A 17491-nucleotide genomic window follows, 5' to 3' on the forward strand; every position below is an offset into this window, starting at 1 on the left:
TGTTTGGGACAAAGTCATGCAAAAATCGAAAATCAAGCCCATTATAGTCCAGATTTATTACCAACTCCTTCTGAGGCTAGGACATGGAAAATAGGACAATTTTTCTCTATCTGGATGGGCTCTGTTCATAACGTGCCTTCCTATGTAACAATTGGCGGATTCTTTGCATTGGGACTATCTATTTGGCAGGTATTCTTTATCATTATCATTTCTTCCATATTACTATCAGTCATGATGGTATTGAATGGGCATGCCGGCAGCAAATATGGAATTCCATTTTCTATTCTGCTCCGTGCAAGCTATGGAATAAAGGGTGCCCTCTTTCCGGGAGTCCTACGAGGCGTTATTGCCGCGATTATGTGGTTTGGTCTTCAAACCTATGCTGGCAGTCTTGCCCTTAGTATTTTAATAGGGGAATTTTGGCCAGAGTATTTATCTTTAGGCGGAAATTTCAACTTTTTCGGATTAAATCTATCTGGCCTCCTTTCCTTTCTACTCTTTTGGATTATTAATGTTTTATTCATTTTTGCCGGTATCGATCGATTAGGGAAGTTAACAAAAATGGTGTCTCCATTAATTTTTGTGGTTTTTGGCGGAATGGCTATCTGGACCATTAGACTGGCAGGTGGAATTGATACAATCATAAACTATAGTTCAAAAGGGGTCCAAGGAAATAGTAGTTTCGTTTTCATAAGTTGTGTTTCGGCCATTTTGGCAACATGGGTTGCACAAATTCTAAGTGTTTCTGATATTACCAGGTTTTCTCGTTCCAATAAAGATCAGTCAATGGGACAGATTTCTGGGCTGTTTATTACGTATTTATTATTTGCTGTAGCTAGCATTTCGATCATTGTCGGTTCAGAGATTGCTTTTGGAGTTCCGATTTGGAATGTACTTGAAGTTGTTGAGCGATTCGATAGTAGATTTGCCATTACCCTTTCACTTCTAACGATTTGCTTATCTACTTTATCAGTTAATATGGTTGGAAATATCATACCTGCCGGCTATCAACTGGCTTCTCTTTTCCCAAAAAGACTGAATTTTAAAACAGGGGCTTTAGCCGCTGCCGTTATCGGTCTTTTTATTATGCCGTGGAAGTTAATGGAGAACCCGACAAGCATATTCGCCTTTTTAAATATTGTAGGGGGATTGTTAAGTCCCGTCATTGGTGTGACACTGACGAATTATTTTCTAATTTGTAAAAAAGAAATTAATTTACAAGAATTATATTCTAGTAACCACAATCGATATTCAAACGGGATTAATCTCCCCGCTATGCTTGCAACCATCTTCGCAGGCATAATAAGCCTAATGGGTAATTTTGTACCCTTACTTGGTCCGGTGACAAGTATTTCTTGGTTTACAGGGATATTGCTAGCCATTCCTTTATATCTAGCTTTATATTATATTAATAAGCAATTTGAATTAAGTGCAATAAAGGAATAGAAAGAAGAGGCTGATCCTAAATGGTTGTTACTTACCAACCATTAGACCCAGCCTCTCATACTTTATTCCAAGACTACATTACCTTTGTAGATAACTATTTTGCGTTTTGCCCGCCTAGCGACTGCTTCGGCGGCACAGCTGGCTTCAACTAGTACCATACTAGCCACATCACCTGCTTTTGGCCATAACTGGTTCCCTTCCTTATCTAATAGAGTTTTACCGCCTGTAATATACTTTAACGTTTGACCAAGTGAAACCTCATCTGTCCATCTGAATCGTTCGAGCAGACGTCCTGCCCTCTCAAGAACATCACCATTTCCTGTTGGCCACCAAGAATCATAGATATTATCATTCCCAACAGCTACATCCACTCCACAATCTGTTAAAATGTTTACCGGTGGAATAATCCGTCCAATTGGAAGGCTGGTCACAATAGAGATTCCTGCTTCTCTTAATATTCCTGCCATTTCAATTGCTTCTTCTTTCGAGACATCTCCTAATCCGAATGCATGGCTGACTGCTACTCTTCCTTCCCACCCGGCTTGTTTGGTTAAATGAGCAAGTCGTTTCATGGTGAAAGTTCCTAAGTGACCAGGGTCATGTAAATGTAAGTCGATATCAGCATTTCCTTCAACAGCCAAATCCATTAATTGTACTAATGATGCTTCAATATTATGATCTACAGTTGCCGGGTCAACAGCCCCTACAATCCCTGCACCGTTTCTTACTGCTTCTCTTACCAGTTGAACAGTACCAGGACGCAGCAAGCCATGCTGGGCAAAGGCAACAATTTCTGCACTTAACCTATTAGAGTATGTTTCTAGTGCATGCCCGACACCTTCCAAATTGTGCAATCCTACTTCCGGATAGATATCCACGTGAGTTCTTACATGGGTTGATCCATAAGACAATAATAGTTCCAGCAAAGCTTCTGCACGTTGCTGTGTGCTGGAAGGAATGGATGCGAGAATATTTTTTTCTATTTCACATCGTTCAATAACACCTGAAGCTGGGATACAAGCCCGAAAGTCCTCCCCCATGTAAGTCTTGTCTAGATGAACATGCTTTTCAATAAATGAGGGTAGCAGGAGTAAACCCTCAGCATCCTTTACAGGCAGATCATTTCCAAAAGGCACTGATCCTTTGATTATTTTTTCGATATTACCATCCTCTATTAATAAGTGAAATAGCTCTGTTTTTGTTCCTGCTACTCTATCATTTTCTTTTATATATCCCGTTTCTAAGCGGGCATTTGTTAACCAATAAGTACGATTCATATTAAAACATCCCTTCTATTACTGTTACAAGATAAAAGGGCGTATCCACATCGATATCCCTCTTATCCTTTTTCCTATTGGATTGAAACGTCATTGATTTCTAAATAACCAGATGGGCTGATTGCAAAGCCTTGTATATTTTTGGCTACAGCAGCTAGATTTTCAATGACCCTTACTGGAATATATACGGCATCTTCTAATTCTAATTTTTGTGACTGTGCGTACAGTTCCCTACGTTTATTTGGGTCTTTTTCTTTACGGGCAGCCTCGATTAAACGATCCACCTCTTTATTACTATAGAAGAAGGTATTTCCAGATGCTCCGTGAGAATTGGTATGGAAAAGGTTGTATTGGTTATAATCAGCATCACCGGTTGCGTTTCTCCAACTGAGGATAAATATTTCAGAATCCCCACTGTTTGCCTGCTCCACGAACGTACCATACTCTAAGACTTGGATATTTACTTTAACACCGATTCCTTTTAACTGTGATTGAAGTACCTCCGCCATATTGATTCTTTCTTTGCTATCCATTGTTTTTAGTGTCGTTTCGAACCCATCTGGATAGCCGGCTTCAGCTAGCAATTTCTTTGCTTCATTAAGGTTATATTCATAGGCTTTCATATCAGCAGTGTAGCCAAAGACCTTTGAGCCTAATAATGAATTCGCCTTTTTACCGACATTATTGTATACACCCTTTATAATCGAATCCATTTCAACCGCATGAGAGATTGCCTTACGAACACGGACATCATTAAATGGTTTTTTTTGAACGTTAAAGCCAATATACTCTGTACCAAATCCTTCACTGCGGTAAACCTTAACTACTGACGAAGCTTCTACAGTGGACATCATCGGTACGGAAAGTGGCTCAGCAATATGGGCTTCTCCAGTTTCAAGCATGGAGATTCGTGTGGTTTCTTCTGGAACTACCTTAAATACAACTTTATCCACTTTTGCCTTAGTTCCCCAGTAATCCTTATTTTTCTCAAAGACAATTTTTTGACCAGGAGTCCAAGATTCAAAAACAAATGGACCTGTTCCATTCGGTTCATTGATAATTTCTTTACCGAACTTTTCAATCGCTTTTGGACTAATAATACCACCTTCATGGCTGGCTAGAATAGAAAGCAATGGTGAGAATGGCTCGGATAGGATAAATTGAACCGTAAATTCATCCACTACCTTTACTTCTTTCACCATTTTAAATACAACTGCTCTTGGTGAACCAACATTTGGATCTAGCAGTCGGTTAAATGTCGCTTTTACAGCATCTGCATTAAAGGCAGTTCCATCATGGAACTTCACATCTTTTTTAAGATTAAATTCCCACGTTAAATCATCAAGCTGTTTCCAGTTTTCTGCAAGCAAAGGCTTAATTTCGGCATTTTTATCACGTCCTACAAGCCCCTCATAAATTTTGCCATGTGTAACACTTGCGGCATTGATCGTCGACATGAAATGATGATCTAAGTTCTCGGCATCTGACAAACGAGCTATAACTAATGTACCCCCGTCATTTGATCCAGAATCGCGGTTATTTTCCTTTGTACTGACGTCCTTTTTAGTAGAACAGCCGGCAATAACAATTGCTATAAGTATGACTAGTAAGCATTTTCCTAATCTCCATTTCTCTTTCATGGCCTCTAACCCCCTGAATATATTTATTAAGCATGTGCGCTTGTCTAATTATAAAAAATATTCAGACTATTTTGTTTCAAAAATATTTACTTTATTTTTCAATATCTTTACTTCTTTTCAGAATTAGATGAAATCCACGATTTTAAACGATGAAGAAAGCAGTTCATTTTCGGGAAGCTGCTGATAATCTCTTTCCAAATATCCTTTTCTCATTTTGTTAAAATATTTTTGACCTTTGGATTTGATTTCTTCTAAATCTAGATCAGGGATTTTTCGGTCTTGCATAACCAACCTGCCGTTAATAATCGATAATTTAACATCCCTTCCTGATCCACTAGCGATGATTGTCCGAATCGGATCATCAATCACGCCCATATGGAAGCCCTCTAAGTCAATCGCAATAATATCCGCTTTCGCTCCTATAGCAATCCTTCCTAGGTCATCCCTTCCTAAGAAGTTAGCTCCGCCGAGAGTTGCCGCACGATATAAATCAGCATAGGTGGAATCCTCCACATCTTTTTCGATTAATCGTGATAGCATACTTCCAGTGCGAATGTTCTGAAACATATCTGGAGGAAAAGTATCAGTCCCCATTGCTAAATTAATTCCTGACCTTTTATATTTGGCAAATGATTCTAACATAGAAGCATGCCTTCCGATAATTAATGGGCAATGGATTACTGTTGTATTAGTTTCTGTTAGCAAAGCTATATCATCACCCTCACCCGCGAGTGCTTCACTATAACCGGCAATAAAATGAGCATGAGGAATCCCGGTTTTCGGTCCTAAAAAACCAAGATTATACAAATATCGAATAGGGGTTATACCGTGTTTCTCAAGTATTGTGTGATATTCATAGCTTCCCTGCGCCGCATGAAGTTTTATTGGAACATCTAATTTCTCACTAAAATATTTTGTTTGCTTCAAACATTCCTCTGTTTGACATTCGATTCGTTCAGGTGCAAGCATGCCTTTAACCAATCCATTATAGGTACCATCGAATTCTTCAACAAACTTTACAGCCCGCTCGAGTCCTTCTCTCCCTGCTTCTTCGTCCCAGTAAAGCTTGATTGTTCCATCTGGCTCTACGACTCTAATCCCAGATTGGTAACTAGGTCCTAAGTAGATTCTTAATCCTAATCTTCCTGCATGATTGGCTGCTGCAGCTAGTTCCTCATAGGTTTCTGCCCATTTTTTATAAAAAACTGATGTAATCGGCATCGCAGTAGTAACCCCATGAAGAATCAACTGAGAATAGGCATAGAGTGATTTAAATGCTTCCTCTTCCGCTGTCATGACTTCATGATGTCCGTTTTCAACATAACTCTTTGACCAGAGCAGATTTTTCTGTTTGTCACTGCTTGCTTCTAAATGAAGGATATCGTGATCAATATCCCCTAGTGCATTTAAATCGATAAATCCTGGACTAATGACCGCATTCCCAGCATCAATGACCTCATCCACTTCTCTAGGATAGTTTTTTCCAACATAAATAATTGTATCGTTTTCATAAACAACCTCTGAATCTTCTAAAATCACATGATCATCTCCATCAAAACCAATCACATATTTTCCCTTAAGCTTTGTTACCATTTTCATTCTCCTTTCAATCTAGTAATACTGTAATCTTCTTCGTTATATCGCTTCTCATCGATATAGCCGCGAGCATGACCCCAAAAATACTTGGCTGGCTGCATATATTTTTCGAGTCCGGCACGCTTGATGGTTGAATTTGCCTCTTCATTAGCCTGAAGTAACACTGTGGTTTCATCAACGGTATGTACCTTACGACCTTCCATAATAACCCTTCCATCAACAATCACATGGTCGACATCATTAGCAACTGCTTGATATACCAAACGATGGATATGCATAAATTCAGGAGTTAAATGTGGCTGGTTAAGGTTAACGGTAATCACATCGGCCTTTTTGCCGATTTCTATTGAACCGAGTTCATCGTCCCAACCGATGCACTTCGCGGCATCAATCGTAACCATTTCTAATAGTTTTCCAGGCGGTAAATAATATTCATCTCTTAGAGCTGATTGGTGAACAAATTGTGTTTTTCTCATTGCCTGAAACATATCAAAGCTAGTACATGGTGATGTCCCATCTGTTGAGATAGCCACCGTTACTCCCAGTTCAATTAACTCAGGCACCGGAGTTCTCGCACTAACCTGGGTTATACCTGGAGAGGCACTCACATTCGTACCTGTATCCGCCAAGATCCTTGCCTCATCGAATGAAATTCCACGGCAATGCTGAAGGTGCACATCTGGACCTAACAAAGCATTTTCCCAATCATGGAAAGCAAGATGAATCATCCCGCCAAAGGCATCAGAATGGATCCGTGTTTTATACTTCCTTGCAATCTCACGAATTCTTTTTGCTTGAAAAAGATCATGATCCGTTAACCCATAAAGCCTCGCTGGTGACGTTGGACCAGATGGTTCGACAGATGTTACGATGACAAATGGGGTTATAAAGGCACGGGTACGGTCTTCATTGGCATGATTCAGTGCTTCAATGACAGCTTCGGCTCCTTGCAGCACTTCTTCGTATGTTACTTCTTTCGTAACCCTTTTACCATCCACCCAACGGCTGAATAAATGTGGCCATGGAGGATTGCATGGACCAGTACAAACAACTTCTCTTACACCAACTTCTGCGTATGCTTTCGCATGATTGATTGCGAAGATCGGATCATCAGATCGCGGCATAGACCCTAAAACAGATACACCCGTCGTAATACCAGCTTTTAATCGCTCAATTGCAGAAAGCTTTCCTTCGTAGTACCAAAAATCATCGGTAACAAAATGCTTATAAGTATTCGTCATAATGGGCATCCAGAAATCAGTATTATCCATCGCAATGGTCTTAAACATCGAATGCCCGCCATGACCATGCACATCGATTAATCCTGGCAGAATACAATGGTGACTGCAATCAATCACTTTCTTCGCCTCAAATTTTGACGCTATATTTTCTGTTAAACCGATATCAATAATTCTGCCATCGTTAATAGCAACAGCACCATCTTGAAGAATTCGCCTGCTGGCGTCCATTGTGATAACAGTACCGTGAATTAGCAGCAAATCAATCATTTTTTTCCTCCCAATCCACCAATTCAGGTGTAGTTTCTACAATTTTTGATTGTTAGATTAATTATAGAAAAAGAATCCTGGAATTATTTTCGGAATTATTACTCTTTTTTAAACTTTTTCTACTTCTTGTCTACATCATATTTACATCAATTATCCTTTTGTTTAAATTAAATGAAAGAACTGCATGGGAATCTTTAGCAGAGGGGCTGCATGTAAATGAATGTCTTATTACTTGATGATGAACCATTAGAGTTAGAACAACTAGAATACTTGTTGCAATCTGAATTTCCTTCATGGAAATTTTTTAAGGCTTCCGATGCTAGTCAAGCACATTCAATTAATCTAAATCATGAATTAGATTTGGCTTTTTTAGATATTAATCTTCCAGGAAAATCAGGCATTGAATTTGGGGAGGAACTGAGACAAAGCAATAAAGATGTGGAAATAATCATGGTTACTGCCTGCCAAGATTTCAGCTATGCTCAGCAATCAATTAGAATTGGGGTTGCTGACTATTTAACGAAACCTGTTATCGAGAGTGAATTGTTAAAGATTCTATCAAAGTATAAAAAACATCCATTTTCTCAAAATTATTCCAGCTTAATTCAATGCTCTCTCAAAGCTATTCACGAAATGTTTGCTGAAAAAGTCTCTCTTTCAGATATCGCACGGAAGGTTCACGCTAACCCTACCTACCTAAGTCGGAAATTTCACGAAGAAACAGGTCTATCTTTTTCAGAATATTTAATTCAGTATCGTATCCACATGGCGAAACGGTTTTTAATAACGACTCCAAAATGGACTATAGCGGATGTTGCAGAAAACTCAGGATTTAGCAGTCAAAACTATTTTAGTACATTATTTCGGAAAATAGAGGGAGTTTCCCCAACCGAATTTCGGGAGAAGGAAAGAAGTAAATAGCAATTTTTTTAAAACAAAGTCCGGCACTTTTATAAATAGTGCCGGACTTCTGTTATTACCCACTATTGCATACAATGAGAGCTACTTAAACATTTGACAATGTGAGTACCTTGTTTTTCATTAATCGCATCCTGTAAACTTTCCGGGTTTGTAATAACAACTTTCTTTCCACCATTTTCTAAGAAGCTTAAGCTAGCCTCAATTTTTGGCAGCATACTGCCTGGTGCAAAATGGTTTTCAAGAACATATTGTTTTGTCTCTTCAACAGTAATTTTTTCTAAGGCCAATTGATTTGGTTTTCCAAAATTAATACATACTCTTGGAACACCAGTTGTAATAATTAATGTCTCAGCATTGACTTGTTCCGCTAAAAGGCTGGTAGCAAAATCTTTATCTATTACTGCATCAACACCCAAGTACTCATTCTCTCTTGTTTTTATAACGGGAATACCGCCGCCGCCAGCCGCAATCACAACGTATCCAGCATCTACCAATGATTTAATGGCTTCCTTTTCAACAATATCAATTGGCTTTGGTGATGGAACCACTCTACGATAACCACGTCCGGAATCTTCCATAAAAGTCCACTCAGGATGTTCCATTTTCATTTCTTCTGCTTGTTCTAAAGTGAAGAACGAACCAACCGGTTTAGTTGGATTTTCGAAATTCGGATCATTAATGTCAACTTCAACTTGTGTAATGATCGTTGCAACTTTTTTATTCATACCTCTTTTAATAAATTCGTTTGTTAAGGCTTGTTGAATTTGATATCCAATACCACCTTGTGTATCTGCCACACAATTGACAAGTGGCACATCCGTCATACCTGCAATTTCACTTGCAATTTCAGATCTTCTAAGTCCAAAACCAACCTGTGGACCATTTCCATGTGTCACAACCACATTGTATCCTTCTTGAACCATATCTGCGATATTAACAGCGGTTTCCTGAACAGCTTCATATTGATCTTGAACAGAGTCGCGTCCATTGTCCCGAACTAGAGAGTTCCCACCAATTGCAACTATAACTAAATTACTCATTCACATACCTCCTGTACATCTAATTGTTGTTTTAATAATTCAAGTGATTGGTTCTTATGCAATTGATACAACGGATTGGCTGGATCGTTTGCAATCGCATTTTCAATTGCCACAATTGCTGCTTCATGCCTTCTGAGAGACCTCAAGCTGTTTGCTTTATGGAAAGAAAAATCATATCTATTTGACTGAAGTGCTAAAAGCTTATCCATTTCTGTTACAGCTTCCTCATGTCTTCCTAGTTCTCTTAGGTAATTTGATTTATGGTAACGATAAAATGTTTCAGAAGGTTCTAATTCACATGCTTTGTCATATTCAGCTAGTGCTTCATCTGTTTTTTTCATTAACCTTAGGCAATTAGCGGTATAGAAATAATAATCAAGATCATTTGGACTAAGGACTAATGCCTTTCGATATTCTTTGAGGGCTTCATCATAACGCTTTAGTTCTTGCAAAGAATAGCCTTTGTAGAAATAATAATCTAGATTATTGGGATCTATCTCGATAGCTTGATTCATTTCTGAAATTGTTTCTTCATACTTATCATCTAAATAGAAAGCTTTTGCACGGTTTATATATTCATTTTGTTCAACATACTTATTCGTAAGAATCTTTACTACCTTTTCCTGTTTTAATTCTTTGGCATGCTGAAGTGATGACTTCCCATCCCTGTCTGGTAAATTTACATCCGCACCAGCTTTTACAAGTAATTCAATTATCAGGGAGTAAAGACGGCCGCCATTACCCAAAATGACTGACTCTAAAAGAGCAGACCAGCCTAAATTGTTGGCGTGATTGACAGGGATACCAGCCTCCAAGCATCTTTGTACGGTTTTCAGATAGCCTTTTTCACTGGAAGGCAATAATGCAGTTCCGCCAAATCGGTTTACGCTGTTTAAATCTGCTCCATAATGAAGCATTTCGCTTAAAATTTCATGAAAACCGTTAGCACCAGAACAAATAAATGGTGTCAATTGTGTTATATCTCTCGTGTTTACATCACTGCCAGCTTCTAATAACAGTTTTACGACAGGAAGTTGATTTTTCTGTGTCGCAGCCATCAAAGCTGTTCGGCCATCTGCGTCTTTAAAAGCCACGTCTGCTCCATTTTCTAATAATTGTTTTACAGCTTCTATATCTCCACGTTCACTTGCTTGGATTAGCTCCGTGTTTTGATCCATTATAAACATTATCCCCTTTATCCATTATTCGAGATTAATAATTTTCACCTTCGAAAGCCTGAAGAGCTTTAACTATCGAAGGTGAATTCCGAAAAATTTAATTATGCTGCATTTTCTCCGGATTCAGGTTTTGCCTGAGCTTTACTACGATCCATCATAAATTTGATAACAAATATAGCTGCAATCATTAGGTAGCCAAAGAAGAATTCTACAGAAGCCCCCTTCGCAAATGCCACTGTCGGAGAGTGGATAAATCCTACAATAGACAATGCGGCTGCTACCGCTGCTGCTGCAGCACCACGTAACGGTTTATCATTAATAGCAAATATTGCTATACATCCCCATAATAGACTGGCAATCGGTGCACCATTTCCTAAATGAGATAATCCTTCGTAATAAACCCCTTTACTAGCAAGTTTATCAATCCCCACAGTGCCCGCGGCCGTTCCTGCTGCACCAAGTACATTATTAGCAAGAGTCAGAGCCCAGTTGGCGATCCATGGGAATAATGCAATAAAGATAACCGGTACTTCAATTTTAGGGGTTTCACGAACCACTTGGTTGGCTGTTACAACTCCGATATAAACTAGGATAGGAGCGATGGCATAAATCGGAATGACCGCTAATAAAAATGCTCCAATACCAAAAAGTGAAAGAATTAACATTGATAAACCCGTTGCCACTGTATAGCCAATACCTGCACCCATTGATTTCCATCCTGGGTGTCCAACATATACAGTTACTGGATATGGATTTCCAAATACTGCACCAATACAAGAAGCAATACCATTTGTTAACATAACTTGTCTTGTTTGATATTCATCCCCTGCAGTATGGGCACTTTCAATATTCTCTAAGTCAAACACATAGTTAGAAAGACCTAGTGGTATAGCGGAAGCCAAATACGGAAGGGCATGTGGCAACCCTTGCATAAAACCATCAATATTTAAAGATGGAGGATTGAATCCAAAAGATGATAAGGATTGTGAAATCGCACCTGGCTCCATTACACCTAAAGCCCAGGCAATCCCTGTACCTACAGCAAGCAATAAAAATCCTGTTGGAATTTTTGCAAAGACCGGTGATTTACCAAACCAGTTGATGAAAATAATGATTAATACAGCAAAAGCAATCATCGGTGCTTCAAAGGCTTGTAACATAGGGTTCATGGCTAATAATAAAAGTCCAAGACCAGATAAGCATGATAATAATACTGTTCTAGGAATGATTCTTCGGATCGTATCTCCTAATAGTGAGCCCACTACCAGGATCATTGCTTCTACGAAACACCAAACTAGTGCAATGCCAATCGCAAATTCATAATCTTTTGTTTGGGTATAGACTGGCAATATAACTAAAAAAGTTACCGTAAATATGGACGGTGCACTTGGTCCCGAAGGCAATGCTGTTACATCAGTTCTGCCTGTTTTTTTAGCTAGTCGATAAGCAAAAAAGCCATACGCACAACTTGCGATAAATATCCCCATGCCAAAAGCTGGAGCAATTTTCCCGTAAACGACTGCTGATGGAATACCAACGACAAAAATTAATAATGACATCATGGTTAGAAGATTGGTTAAGTTATTAGCAAGTAAGCCGAAATAAGCGGCTAAATCCCCTTTTTTCCAAAATTTAATTGTTTGATCCATTACCTTTCACCTCTTATATGAATTAGTTTGTTGGATGTAAAAAATTTGTTCACATTACTACATACTCTTTTATTTCATTTGCCTCCTTTGTGGCAGAGAATCTTATTTTTCTCTGGAGATTTTATAAATCTAAAAGAGAAATAATAGCATTTCGTAACCCCTTACATCCTTCATTTTAGTAGGTAAAGCTTTCTAGGTCATTGGATACCAAAACCAAAAAGAACGCTGTTCATTTAGGCAAGTTATACAATAATGTATGTACAAAATATGACCTGGATTTTAGACTAGAAAAACCTTTAAAACAACGCGATTATTTGTTATGTTTGCACAATCTTTTAATTGCATTATATGACTATTTTTTTTAGTATTAATTGAAACAATCAATAGACAGGACGTGTAAATAATAGTGAAGAAAACTGTAATTTATAAAGAAGGTGTAAATTTCTCAATAAAGGCAGATTTTTATGGAACTAACCATGAAAATGCTCCTGTCATCATTTATATCCATGGTGGCGGGTTAATTTGGGGAACAAGAGAAGAAATAAGTGAAGAAATGGTTCAACTTTATACCAACAATGGTTTCGCACTTTTTTCAATAGACTATAGGCTGGCTCCCTCCACAAAGCTACCGGAAATCCTTGAGGATATTAAAGATGCAATCCTTTGGATTCATATTGAAGGACCAAAACAATTTTCCATAGATTCGAAAAAAATTGCAGTTGTAGGTAGTTCTGCCGGTGGATTTTTAGCACTTACTACTGGAACTTTTACTCATAAGCCCTCTGCAATTGTTTCCTTTTACGGATACGGGGATCTTGTTGGGAGTTGGGCAACAAGTCCAAGTAAATATTATTGTCAAAAGGATATTGTTTCTAAGGAACTTGCTTACAAACTTATAACAGATAAAATACTAACTGAGGCGTCTGTAGAAGAACGGTTTCTATTTTACGTTTACGCGAGACAGAATGGGGTTTGGATCGAAGAAATTACAGGTGTAAATCTTTCAGACAATAAAGAAGCACTCTATCAATTTTGCCCGAATCGTAATGTTACAAATGAATTCCCCCCAACTTTATTACTACATGGAACGAAAGATTCGGATGTTCCATACGAACAGTCAGTATTTATGAGGGGAGCCCTTATTAAACAATCGGTTGAAGCACGACTTATTACGATACCAAATGGTGAGCATGTATTTGATAAAAACTTTGAAGATCCGATCGTTCAACATGCACTTCAACAAGTCATTGATTTTTTAAAAACTCACCTGAATTAAAAATAGCCCAGCAGATTACTAGCTGGGCATTAAACTTAAGTTTAAGTCTATTGAATAATTGAAATATATTGTTATTTATTAGATTTATGGAAAAACTCAAACAAATGATCACAATCTTCTCTTTGCTCTACTTTAACCATATTGAGAACACTTTTATCTTCACCGGTTAAGTACTTTCGTAAATGCATATCAGAGAAGCCATGTTTATCAGCATCTTCGCTGGTGTTACAGTAATAAACTTCTTTAATACCAGCCCATATAATAGCGGATACACACATTGGACAAGGTTCACAAGTTGCATAGATAACACAATCAGACAAATCCATAGTTCCTAATTTTTTACAAGCCTCACGAATAGCAACCATTTCAGCATGAGCAGATGGGTCAGTATCTCTCATCATTGTATTGCTTACTACAGCGATAATTTCATCACCGCGTACGATTGTTGCACCAAATGGTCCACCAACTTTGTTTGCCATACCAACAAGTGTTGCACCTGCAGCTAATTTCATATAATCCATTTCAAAATTCCTCCTATTTTTACTCCGTAACAGGACCAATATTATCTTTCTTATTTACATAGAGTTTATACGCAAGGAATGCAGCAATTAGCAGATATCCCCAAACGAATGGCATTGCAGTTGTTTGTGCTAGTCCGATAGTGCTTGTATGAATGGCACCAATAAAGGTTAAAGCTGATGCAAGTACTGCAGCAATAATGCCTCCAATAGGCGTGTTACGGATTGTAAATACAGCTATACAGCCCCAGAGAACACTCGATATAGGTGCACCATTACCAAGAGCAACCAAGCCATCGTAGAAAAGTCCGGCATTATGAAGAGCTAGTGAAGACACTTGATTGTCACCTGCCCCTACCGACATACCAGCAGCTGAAAGTGCATTATTAACTGCAACAAGTGCCCAGTTCGCAACCCATGGGAAGAAACAAACAAAAATTGCTGGAGCTTCAAATTTCGGGCTTTCCTTGACAACTTGGTGCCCTGTTACAATTGCAATAAATACGAGCATAGGTACGATAGCAGCAATTGGTACAACCGCTAGTAACAATCCCATAAGACTGAAAATTGATAATAAGAATATGGCAACAGAGCTAGCAATAGAGTAACCTAAACCTGCTCCAACTTCTTTCCAACCCGCATGACCTACGTATACGGTTACTGGGAATGGATTACCACAAAGGCCTCCTACTAGAGTCGAAAAACCGTTTGCAAGCATAACATCTCTTGTTTTGTATTCATCTCCACTAACTGCAGCAGCTTCTACGTTTTCTAAGTTAAAAATGTAGTTTGCTAACCCTAAAGGTACAGCGGTTAATAAATAAGGTAAAGCTGCACTTAAACTGTCGCCAAACCCATTTAGATGCAACAGTGGAGGATTAAAGCCAAAGGATTTTAGAGCTTCGGTAACATCAGCAGGATTTTGATATCCAGCTATCCAGGCAATGGCAGTTCCAACTACGATCAATAATAAACCAGTAGGTATTTTCTTTAATATTGGATGTTTACTCAACCAGTTCATGAAGATGATGATTAAGGCAACAAATGCTACTATAGGCATTTCAAAGGATTGTAGCATTGGGTTCATACCCAAGAATACAAATGCCAAACCTGCCAGGGCTGCTAACAATACCGTTCTTGGAACAATCTTTCTAATCGTTTCACCAAGGAAAGCTCCTAAAAATAATATTGCTGCCTCAATAAATCCCCAAATTACAGCAACTGTGGTTGTGAATGCAGCGTCCTGTGTTTGTTGATATAGAGGAAGCATGATCACAAACACGATAAGAAAAATACCAGGTGAACTAGAACCCGATGGTAGTGCGGTAACATCCTTTCTACCTGTTTTCTTAGCCAATTTATAAGCAAAATAAGCAAATATAATACCAGATATCAATACAGCAAATCCAAAGCCGGGAACAATTTGTTTATATACAAACTCTGTTGGCATACCAACTACTCCGATTAATAATGAAATCATAACCAAAAAGTCTGTCAAAACATTAACGAATAAACCGAAGGAGGCAGCAAAGTCCCCTTTTTTCCAAAATTGAATTGTTTGAGCCATTTCATTTCACCTCTAAAAACGAATTAGTTTGTTAAATGACATTATTTTTAATACGCCTATGTTAAATTTGCCGTTTTTGCATAGCAAAAACTCTTTCCTTTCTGGGGTGATTTTTATAAAACTGAAAGAGAAATACTACTATAAAAATTAATAGTTTAACCGGTTACATCTAAAATTTTATACGAAAACGCTTTCTCGGACATTGGCTACCTAAACCAAAAAGAATGGTATTCTTTTAGGCAGGTTATACAATAAACTTTGTACAAAATATGTCCTTGAATCCAGTTTCCAAAAACTAGAAAACAGTGGGGTTATTTGATATTTTGCACAATACCTTCCTTTTGGCTTTTTGCCCAATGGTAGATAATTGTTTTGATGAACTTAAAAAAGTATTAAAAAGCCCAGCTGATGAAAAAACTCCAGCTGGGCTTTTAACCGATTTAAATTATTGAACGTTTTCACTTAAAGCTAATAATGCTTTTTCAAATGCTTCAACTGGAGGATAGGTAATACCTGCACCGATCATTCCAATACCCGCATCTTTATGAGCAATCGCAGTATTAATGACCGGCATAATACCTGTTTGGATAACCTTACGAACATCAATTCCTGTCGGAAGTCCCATAAAATCAAGTAATGGAATTGTGATGTTAGAATTTTCTGTTGTAGTGATTTCCTTCATTCTAGTTGAAAAACCAATAGCATCCTCTACTGTTCCACCTACCAATGCAACGATTGCTGGAGCTGTTGCCATCGCAAATCCACCGAAACCATATGTTTCAGTAATCGCGCTGTCCCCGATATCAAGTCCAGAGTCTTCTGGCTTGTAACCTGCAAACATTGGGCCAATTACTTTTTGCGCAGGGCCCGTAAACCATGTGTTTCCAGGCATACCGCTAACACGGATACCGAATTCAACACCATTTCGAGCCATAGTTGTAACGATTGTACTGTTCTCAATGCCATGAGCAGCATCAAGTGCACATTTCGCCATTGCCATCCAAGTAGGACCAGAGAAGTAATCACTGCTTGCAACGAAATCAAATACTTCTTTCTTCTGTTCGATTGTATAATCCGTTTGTAAAATATACGGAGTTAAAGCCTGGATTAATAACGTTGTTCCGGCAACATTGCGGTTATGACACTCGTCACCCATATGAAGGGCTTGTGAAAGCATTAAACGTAAGTCAATCCCATTCTGATTTAGTTTCATTGCATCCCGTAAAATAGGGCCGAAAACATCTCGCATCCAAATCAAACGGTCAATAACACTTTGATCATTTGCACCCATTCTCAGGATTTTGGCTAATTGTTCACTTAAGTTTGTATAAGCTATATTGCCATATGTTTTATTTTCAACAATATGCATAAACATAGACGCGGATGTGACACCTGCCATTGAACCTACACAGTTATGTTCATGACATGGTGAAAAGGTAATTTCGCCGGATGCCGCTAGTTTGGCTGCTTCTTCTACATCCTTAGCTAATCCTTCAAACACGATTGCACCAGTAACGGCACCTTTCATTGGACCATTCATTTTATCCCAAGTAATTGGAGGTCCTGCATGAAGTATCGTCGTTTTTGTCATACCTGGTACGCAATTAATAGCTTGATCATATCCAATTAATACTGGTTGAGAATTAATAATTCTTTCGACTGCTAATCTATTAGCTGCTTCTATTTTTTCCATTCGTTCCGGACTCTCAAATTTGTCAAGTGCAGCAATTAAGGCTGGGTTTCCTCTGCCTGGAGGTGTCCATTCTAAATGAATGACTTCAGCACCCTGTTGTAATAGATCATCCTTAAAGGACTCAATTCCTACATTAATAACATGTGGTTTACTCTTAAATAAATCGCTAATTCGACTCATAC

General features: G+C 38.3%; 14 protein-coding genes. 4 read left to right on the top strand and 10 right to left on the bottom strand.

Annotated features, from left to right (window positions below):
• The first annotated feature begins 3 nt into the window (after positions 1 to 3).
• On the top strand, positions 4 to 1446 hold the full coding sequence (gene ncs1 / locus F4694_RS11525) for an NCS1 family nucleobase:cation symporter (RefSeq protein ID WP_179597957.1): 1443 nt from the start codon (positions 4 to 6) through the stop codon (positions 1444 to 1446).
• A gap of 62 nt (positions 1447 to 1508) precedes the next feature.
• Here ncs1 and F4694_RS11530 read toward each other — a convergent pair whose 3' ends face one another.
• The 4 genes from F4694_RS11530 to F4694_RS11545 form a co-directional block, all read right to left on the bottom strand.
• Positions 1509 to 2723, bottom strand: coding sequence for an amidohydrolase (locus F4694_RS11530; protein WP_179597959.1), 1215 nt, complete (start codon positions 2721 to 2723; stop codon positions 1509 to 1511).
• Between the two features lie 74 nt (positions 2724 to 2797).
• Positions 2798 to 4363 carry a glutathione ABC transporter substrate-binding protein gene (locus tag F4694_RS11535; protein ID WP_179597961.1) on the bottom strand — a complete coding sequence of 522 codons (1566 nt, stop codon included), beginning with the start codon at positions 4361 to 4363 and terminating at the stop codon, positions 2798 to 2800.
• 123 nt (positions 4364 to 4486) lie between these two features.
• A complete protein-coding gene (locus F4694_RS11540) occupies positions 4487 to 5956 on the bottom strand; it encodes an amidohydrolase family protein (protein ID WP_179597963.1) in 1470 nt (489 codons plus the stop codon).
• A gap of 2 nt (positions 5957 to 5958) precedes the next feature.
• Positions 5959 to 7467, bottom strand: coding sequence for an amidohydrolase family protein (locus tag F4694_RS11545; RefSeq protein WP_179597965.1), 1509 nt, complete (start codon positions 7465 to 7467; stop codon positions 5959 to 5961).
• A gap of 216 nt (positions 7468 to 7683) precedes the next feature.
• Here F4694_RS11545 and F4694_RS11550 point away from each other — a divergent pair, with 216 nt between their 5' ends.
• Complete coding sequence (locus F4694_RS11550) at positions 7684 to 8388, top strand: response regulator transcription factor (protein WP_179597967.1); 705 nt, start codon at positions 7684 to 7686, stop codon at positions 8386 to 8388.
• 62 nt (positions 8389 to 8450) lie between these two features.
• On the opposite strand, the gene arcC is transcribed toward F4694_RS11550, so the two are convergent.
• The 3 genes from arcC to F4694_RS32120 form a co-directional block, all read right to left on the bottom strand.
• Positions 8451 to 9428 carry a carbamate kinase gene (arcC, locus tag F4694_RS11555; protein ID WP_179597969.1) on the bottom strand — a complete coding sequence of 326 codons (978 nt, stop codon included), beginning with the start codon at positions 9426 to 9428 and terminating at the stop codon, positions 8451 to 8453.
• Positions 9425 to 10606, bottom strand: coding sequence for an ankyrin repeat domain-containing protein (locus F4694_RS11560; RefSeq protein ID WP_179597971.1), 1182 nt, complete (start codon positions 10604 to 10606; stop codon positions 9425 to 9427). Before F4694_RS11560 ends, arcC begins: the two co-directional genes overlap by 4 nt.
• Positions 10607 to 10707: 101 nt before the next feature.
• A complete protein-coding gene (locus F4694_RS32120) occupies positions 10708 to 12255 on the bottom strand; it encodes a xanthine permease (protein ID WP_179597974.1) in 1548 nt (515 codons plus the stop codon).
• A gap of 406 nt (positions 12256 to 12661) precedes the next feature.
• On the opposite strand from F4694_RS32120, the gene F4694_RS11570 reads away from it, so the two are divergent.
• Positions 12662 to 13531, top strand: a complete 870-nt coding sequence (locus F4694_RS11570; protein ID WP_179597976.1) for an alpha/beta hydrolase — start codon at positions 12662 to 12664, stop codon at positions 13529 to 13531.
• Between the two features lie 71 nt (positions 13532 to 13602).
• On the opposite strand, the gene F4694_RS11575 is transcribed toward F4694_RS11570, so the two are convergent.
• Positions 13603 to 14052 carry a nucleoside deaminase gene (locus F4694_RS11575; RefSeq protein WP_179597978.1) on the bottom strand — a complete coding sequence of 150 codons (450 nt, stop codon included), beginning with the start codon at positions 14050 to 14052 and terminating at the stop codon, positions 13603 to 13605.
• Positions 14053 to 14071: 19 nt separating this feature from the next.
• Positions 14072 to 15616, bottom strand: a complete 1545-nt coding sequence (locus F4694_RS11580; RefSeq protein ID WP_179597980.1) for a xanthine permease — start codon at positions 15614 to 15616, stop codon at positions 14072 to 14074.
• A gap of 305 nt (positions 15617 to 15921) precedes the next feature.
• On the opposite strand from F4694_RS11580, the gene F4694_RS31750 reads away from it, so the two are divergent.
• Positions 15922 to 16068 (top strand): hypothetical protein, encoded by a 147-nt coding sequence (locus F4694_RS31750; RefSeq protein WP_218895611.1) that lies wholly within the window; start codon positions 15922 to 15924, stop codon positions 16066 to 16068.
• Here the strand turns inward: F4694_RS31750 and F4694_RS11585 are convergent.
• Complete coding sequence (locus F4694_RS11585; protein ID WP_179597982.1) at positions 16062 to 17489, bottom strand: YlbE family protein; 1428 nt, start codon at positions 17487 to 17489, stop codon at positions 16062 to 16064. The genes F4694_RS31750 and F4694_RS11585 overlap by 7 nt on opposite strands.
• Between the last annotated feature and the right edge of the window lie 2 nt (positions 17490 to 17491).

Origin of the sequence: Neobacillus driksii (assembly GCF_013409995.1) — a bacterium.
GTDB classification, from domain to species: domain Bacteria; phylum Bacillota; class Bacilli; order Bacillales; family Cytobacillaceae; genus Neobacillus; species Neobacillus driksii.

What these genes read in the sequence shown, in the direction of transcription:
- F4694_RS11530 (WP_179597959.1), bottom strand. Translation starts at nt 2,723, where the DNA reads ATGAATCGTACTTATTGGTTAACAAATGCCCGCTTAGAAACGGGATAT.
- F4694_RS11535 (WP_179597961.1), bottom strand. Translation starts at nt 4,363, where the DNA reads ATGAAAGAGAAATGGAGATTAGGAAAATGCTTACTAGTCATACTTATA.
- F4694_RS11540 (WP_179597963.1), bottom strand. Translation starts at nt 5,956, where the DNA reads ATGGTAACAAAGCTTAAGGGAAAATATGTGATTGGTTTTGATGGAGAT.
- F4694_RS11545 (WP_179597965.1), bottom strand. Translation starts at nt 7,467, where the DNA reads ATGATTGATTTGCTGCTAATTCACGGTACTGTTATCACAATGGACGCC.
- F4694_RS11550 (WP_179597967.1), top strand. Translation starts at nt 7,684, where the DNA reads ATGAATGTCTTATTACTTGATGATGAACCATTAGAGTTAGAACAACTA.
- arcC (WP_179597969.1), bottom strand. Translation starts at nt 9,428, where the DNA reads ATGAGTAATTTAGTTATAGTTGCAATTGGTGGGAACTCTCTAGTTCGG.
- F4694_RS11560 (WP_179597971.1), bottom strand. Translation starts at nt 10,606, where the DNA reads ATGGATCAAAACACGGAGCTAATCCAAGCAAGTGAACGTGGAGATATA.
- F4694_RS32120 (WP_179597974.1), bottom strand. Translation starts at nt 12,255, where the DNA reads ATGGATCAAACAATTAAATTTTGGAAAAAAGGGGATTTAGCCGCTTAT.
- F4694_RS11575 (WP_179597978.1), bottom strand. Translation starts at nt 14,052, where the DNA reads ATGGATTATATGAAATTAGCTGCAGGTGCAACACTTGTTGGTATGGCA.
- F4694_RS11580 (WP_179597980.1), bottom strand. Translation starts at nt 15,616, where the DNA reads ATGGCTCAAACAATTCAATTTTGGAAAAAAGGGGACTTTGCTGCCTCC.
- F4694_RS11585 (WP_179597982.1), bottom strand. Translation starts at nt 17,489, where the DNA reads ATGAGTCGAATTAGCGATTTATTTAAGAGTAAACCACATGTTATTAAT.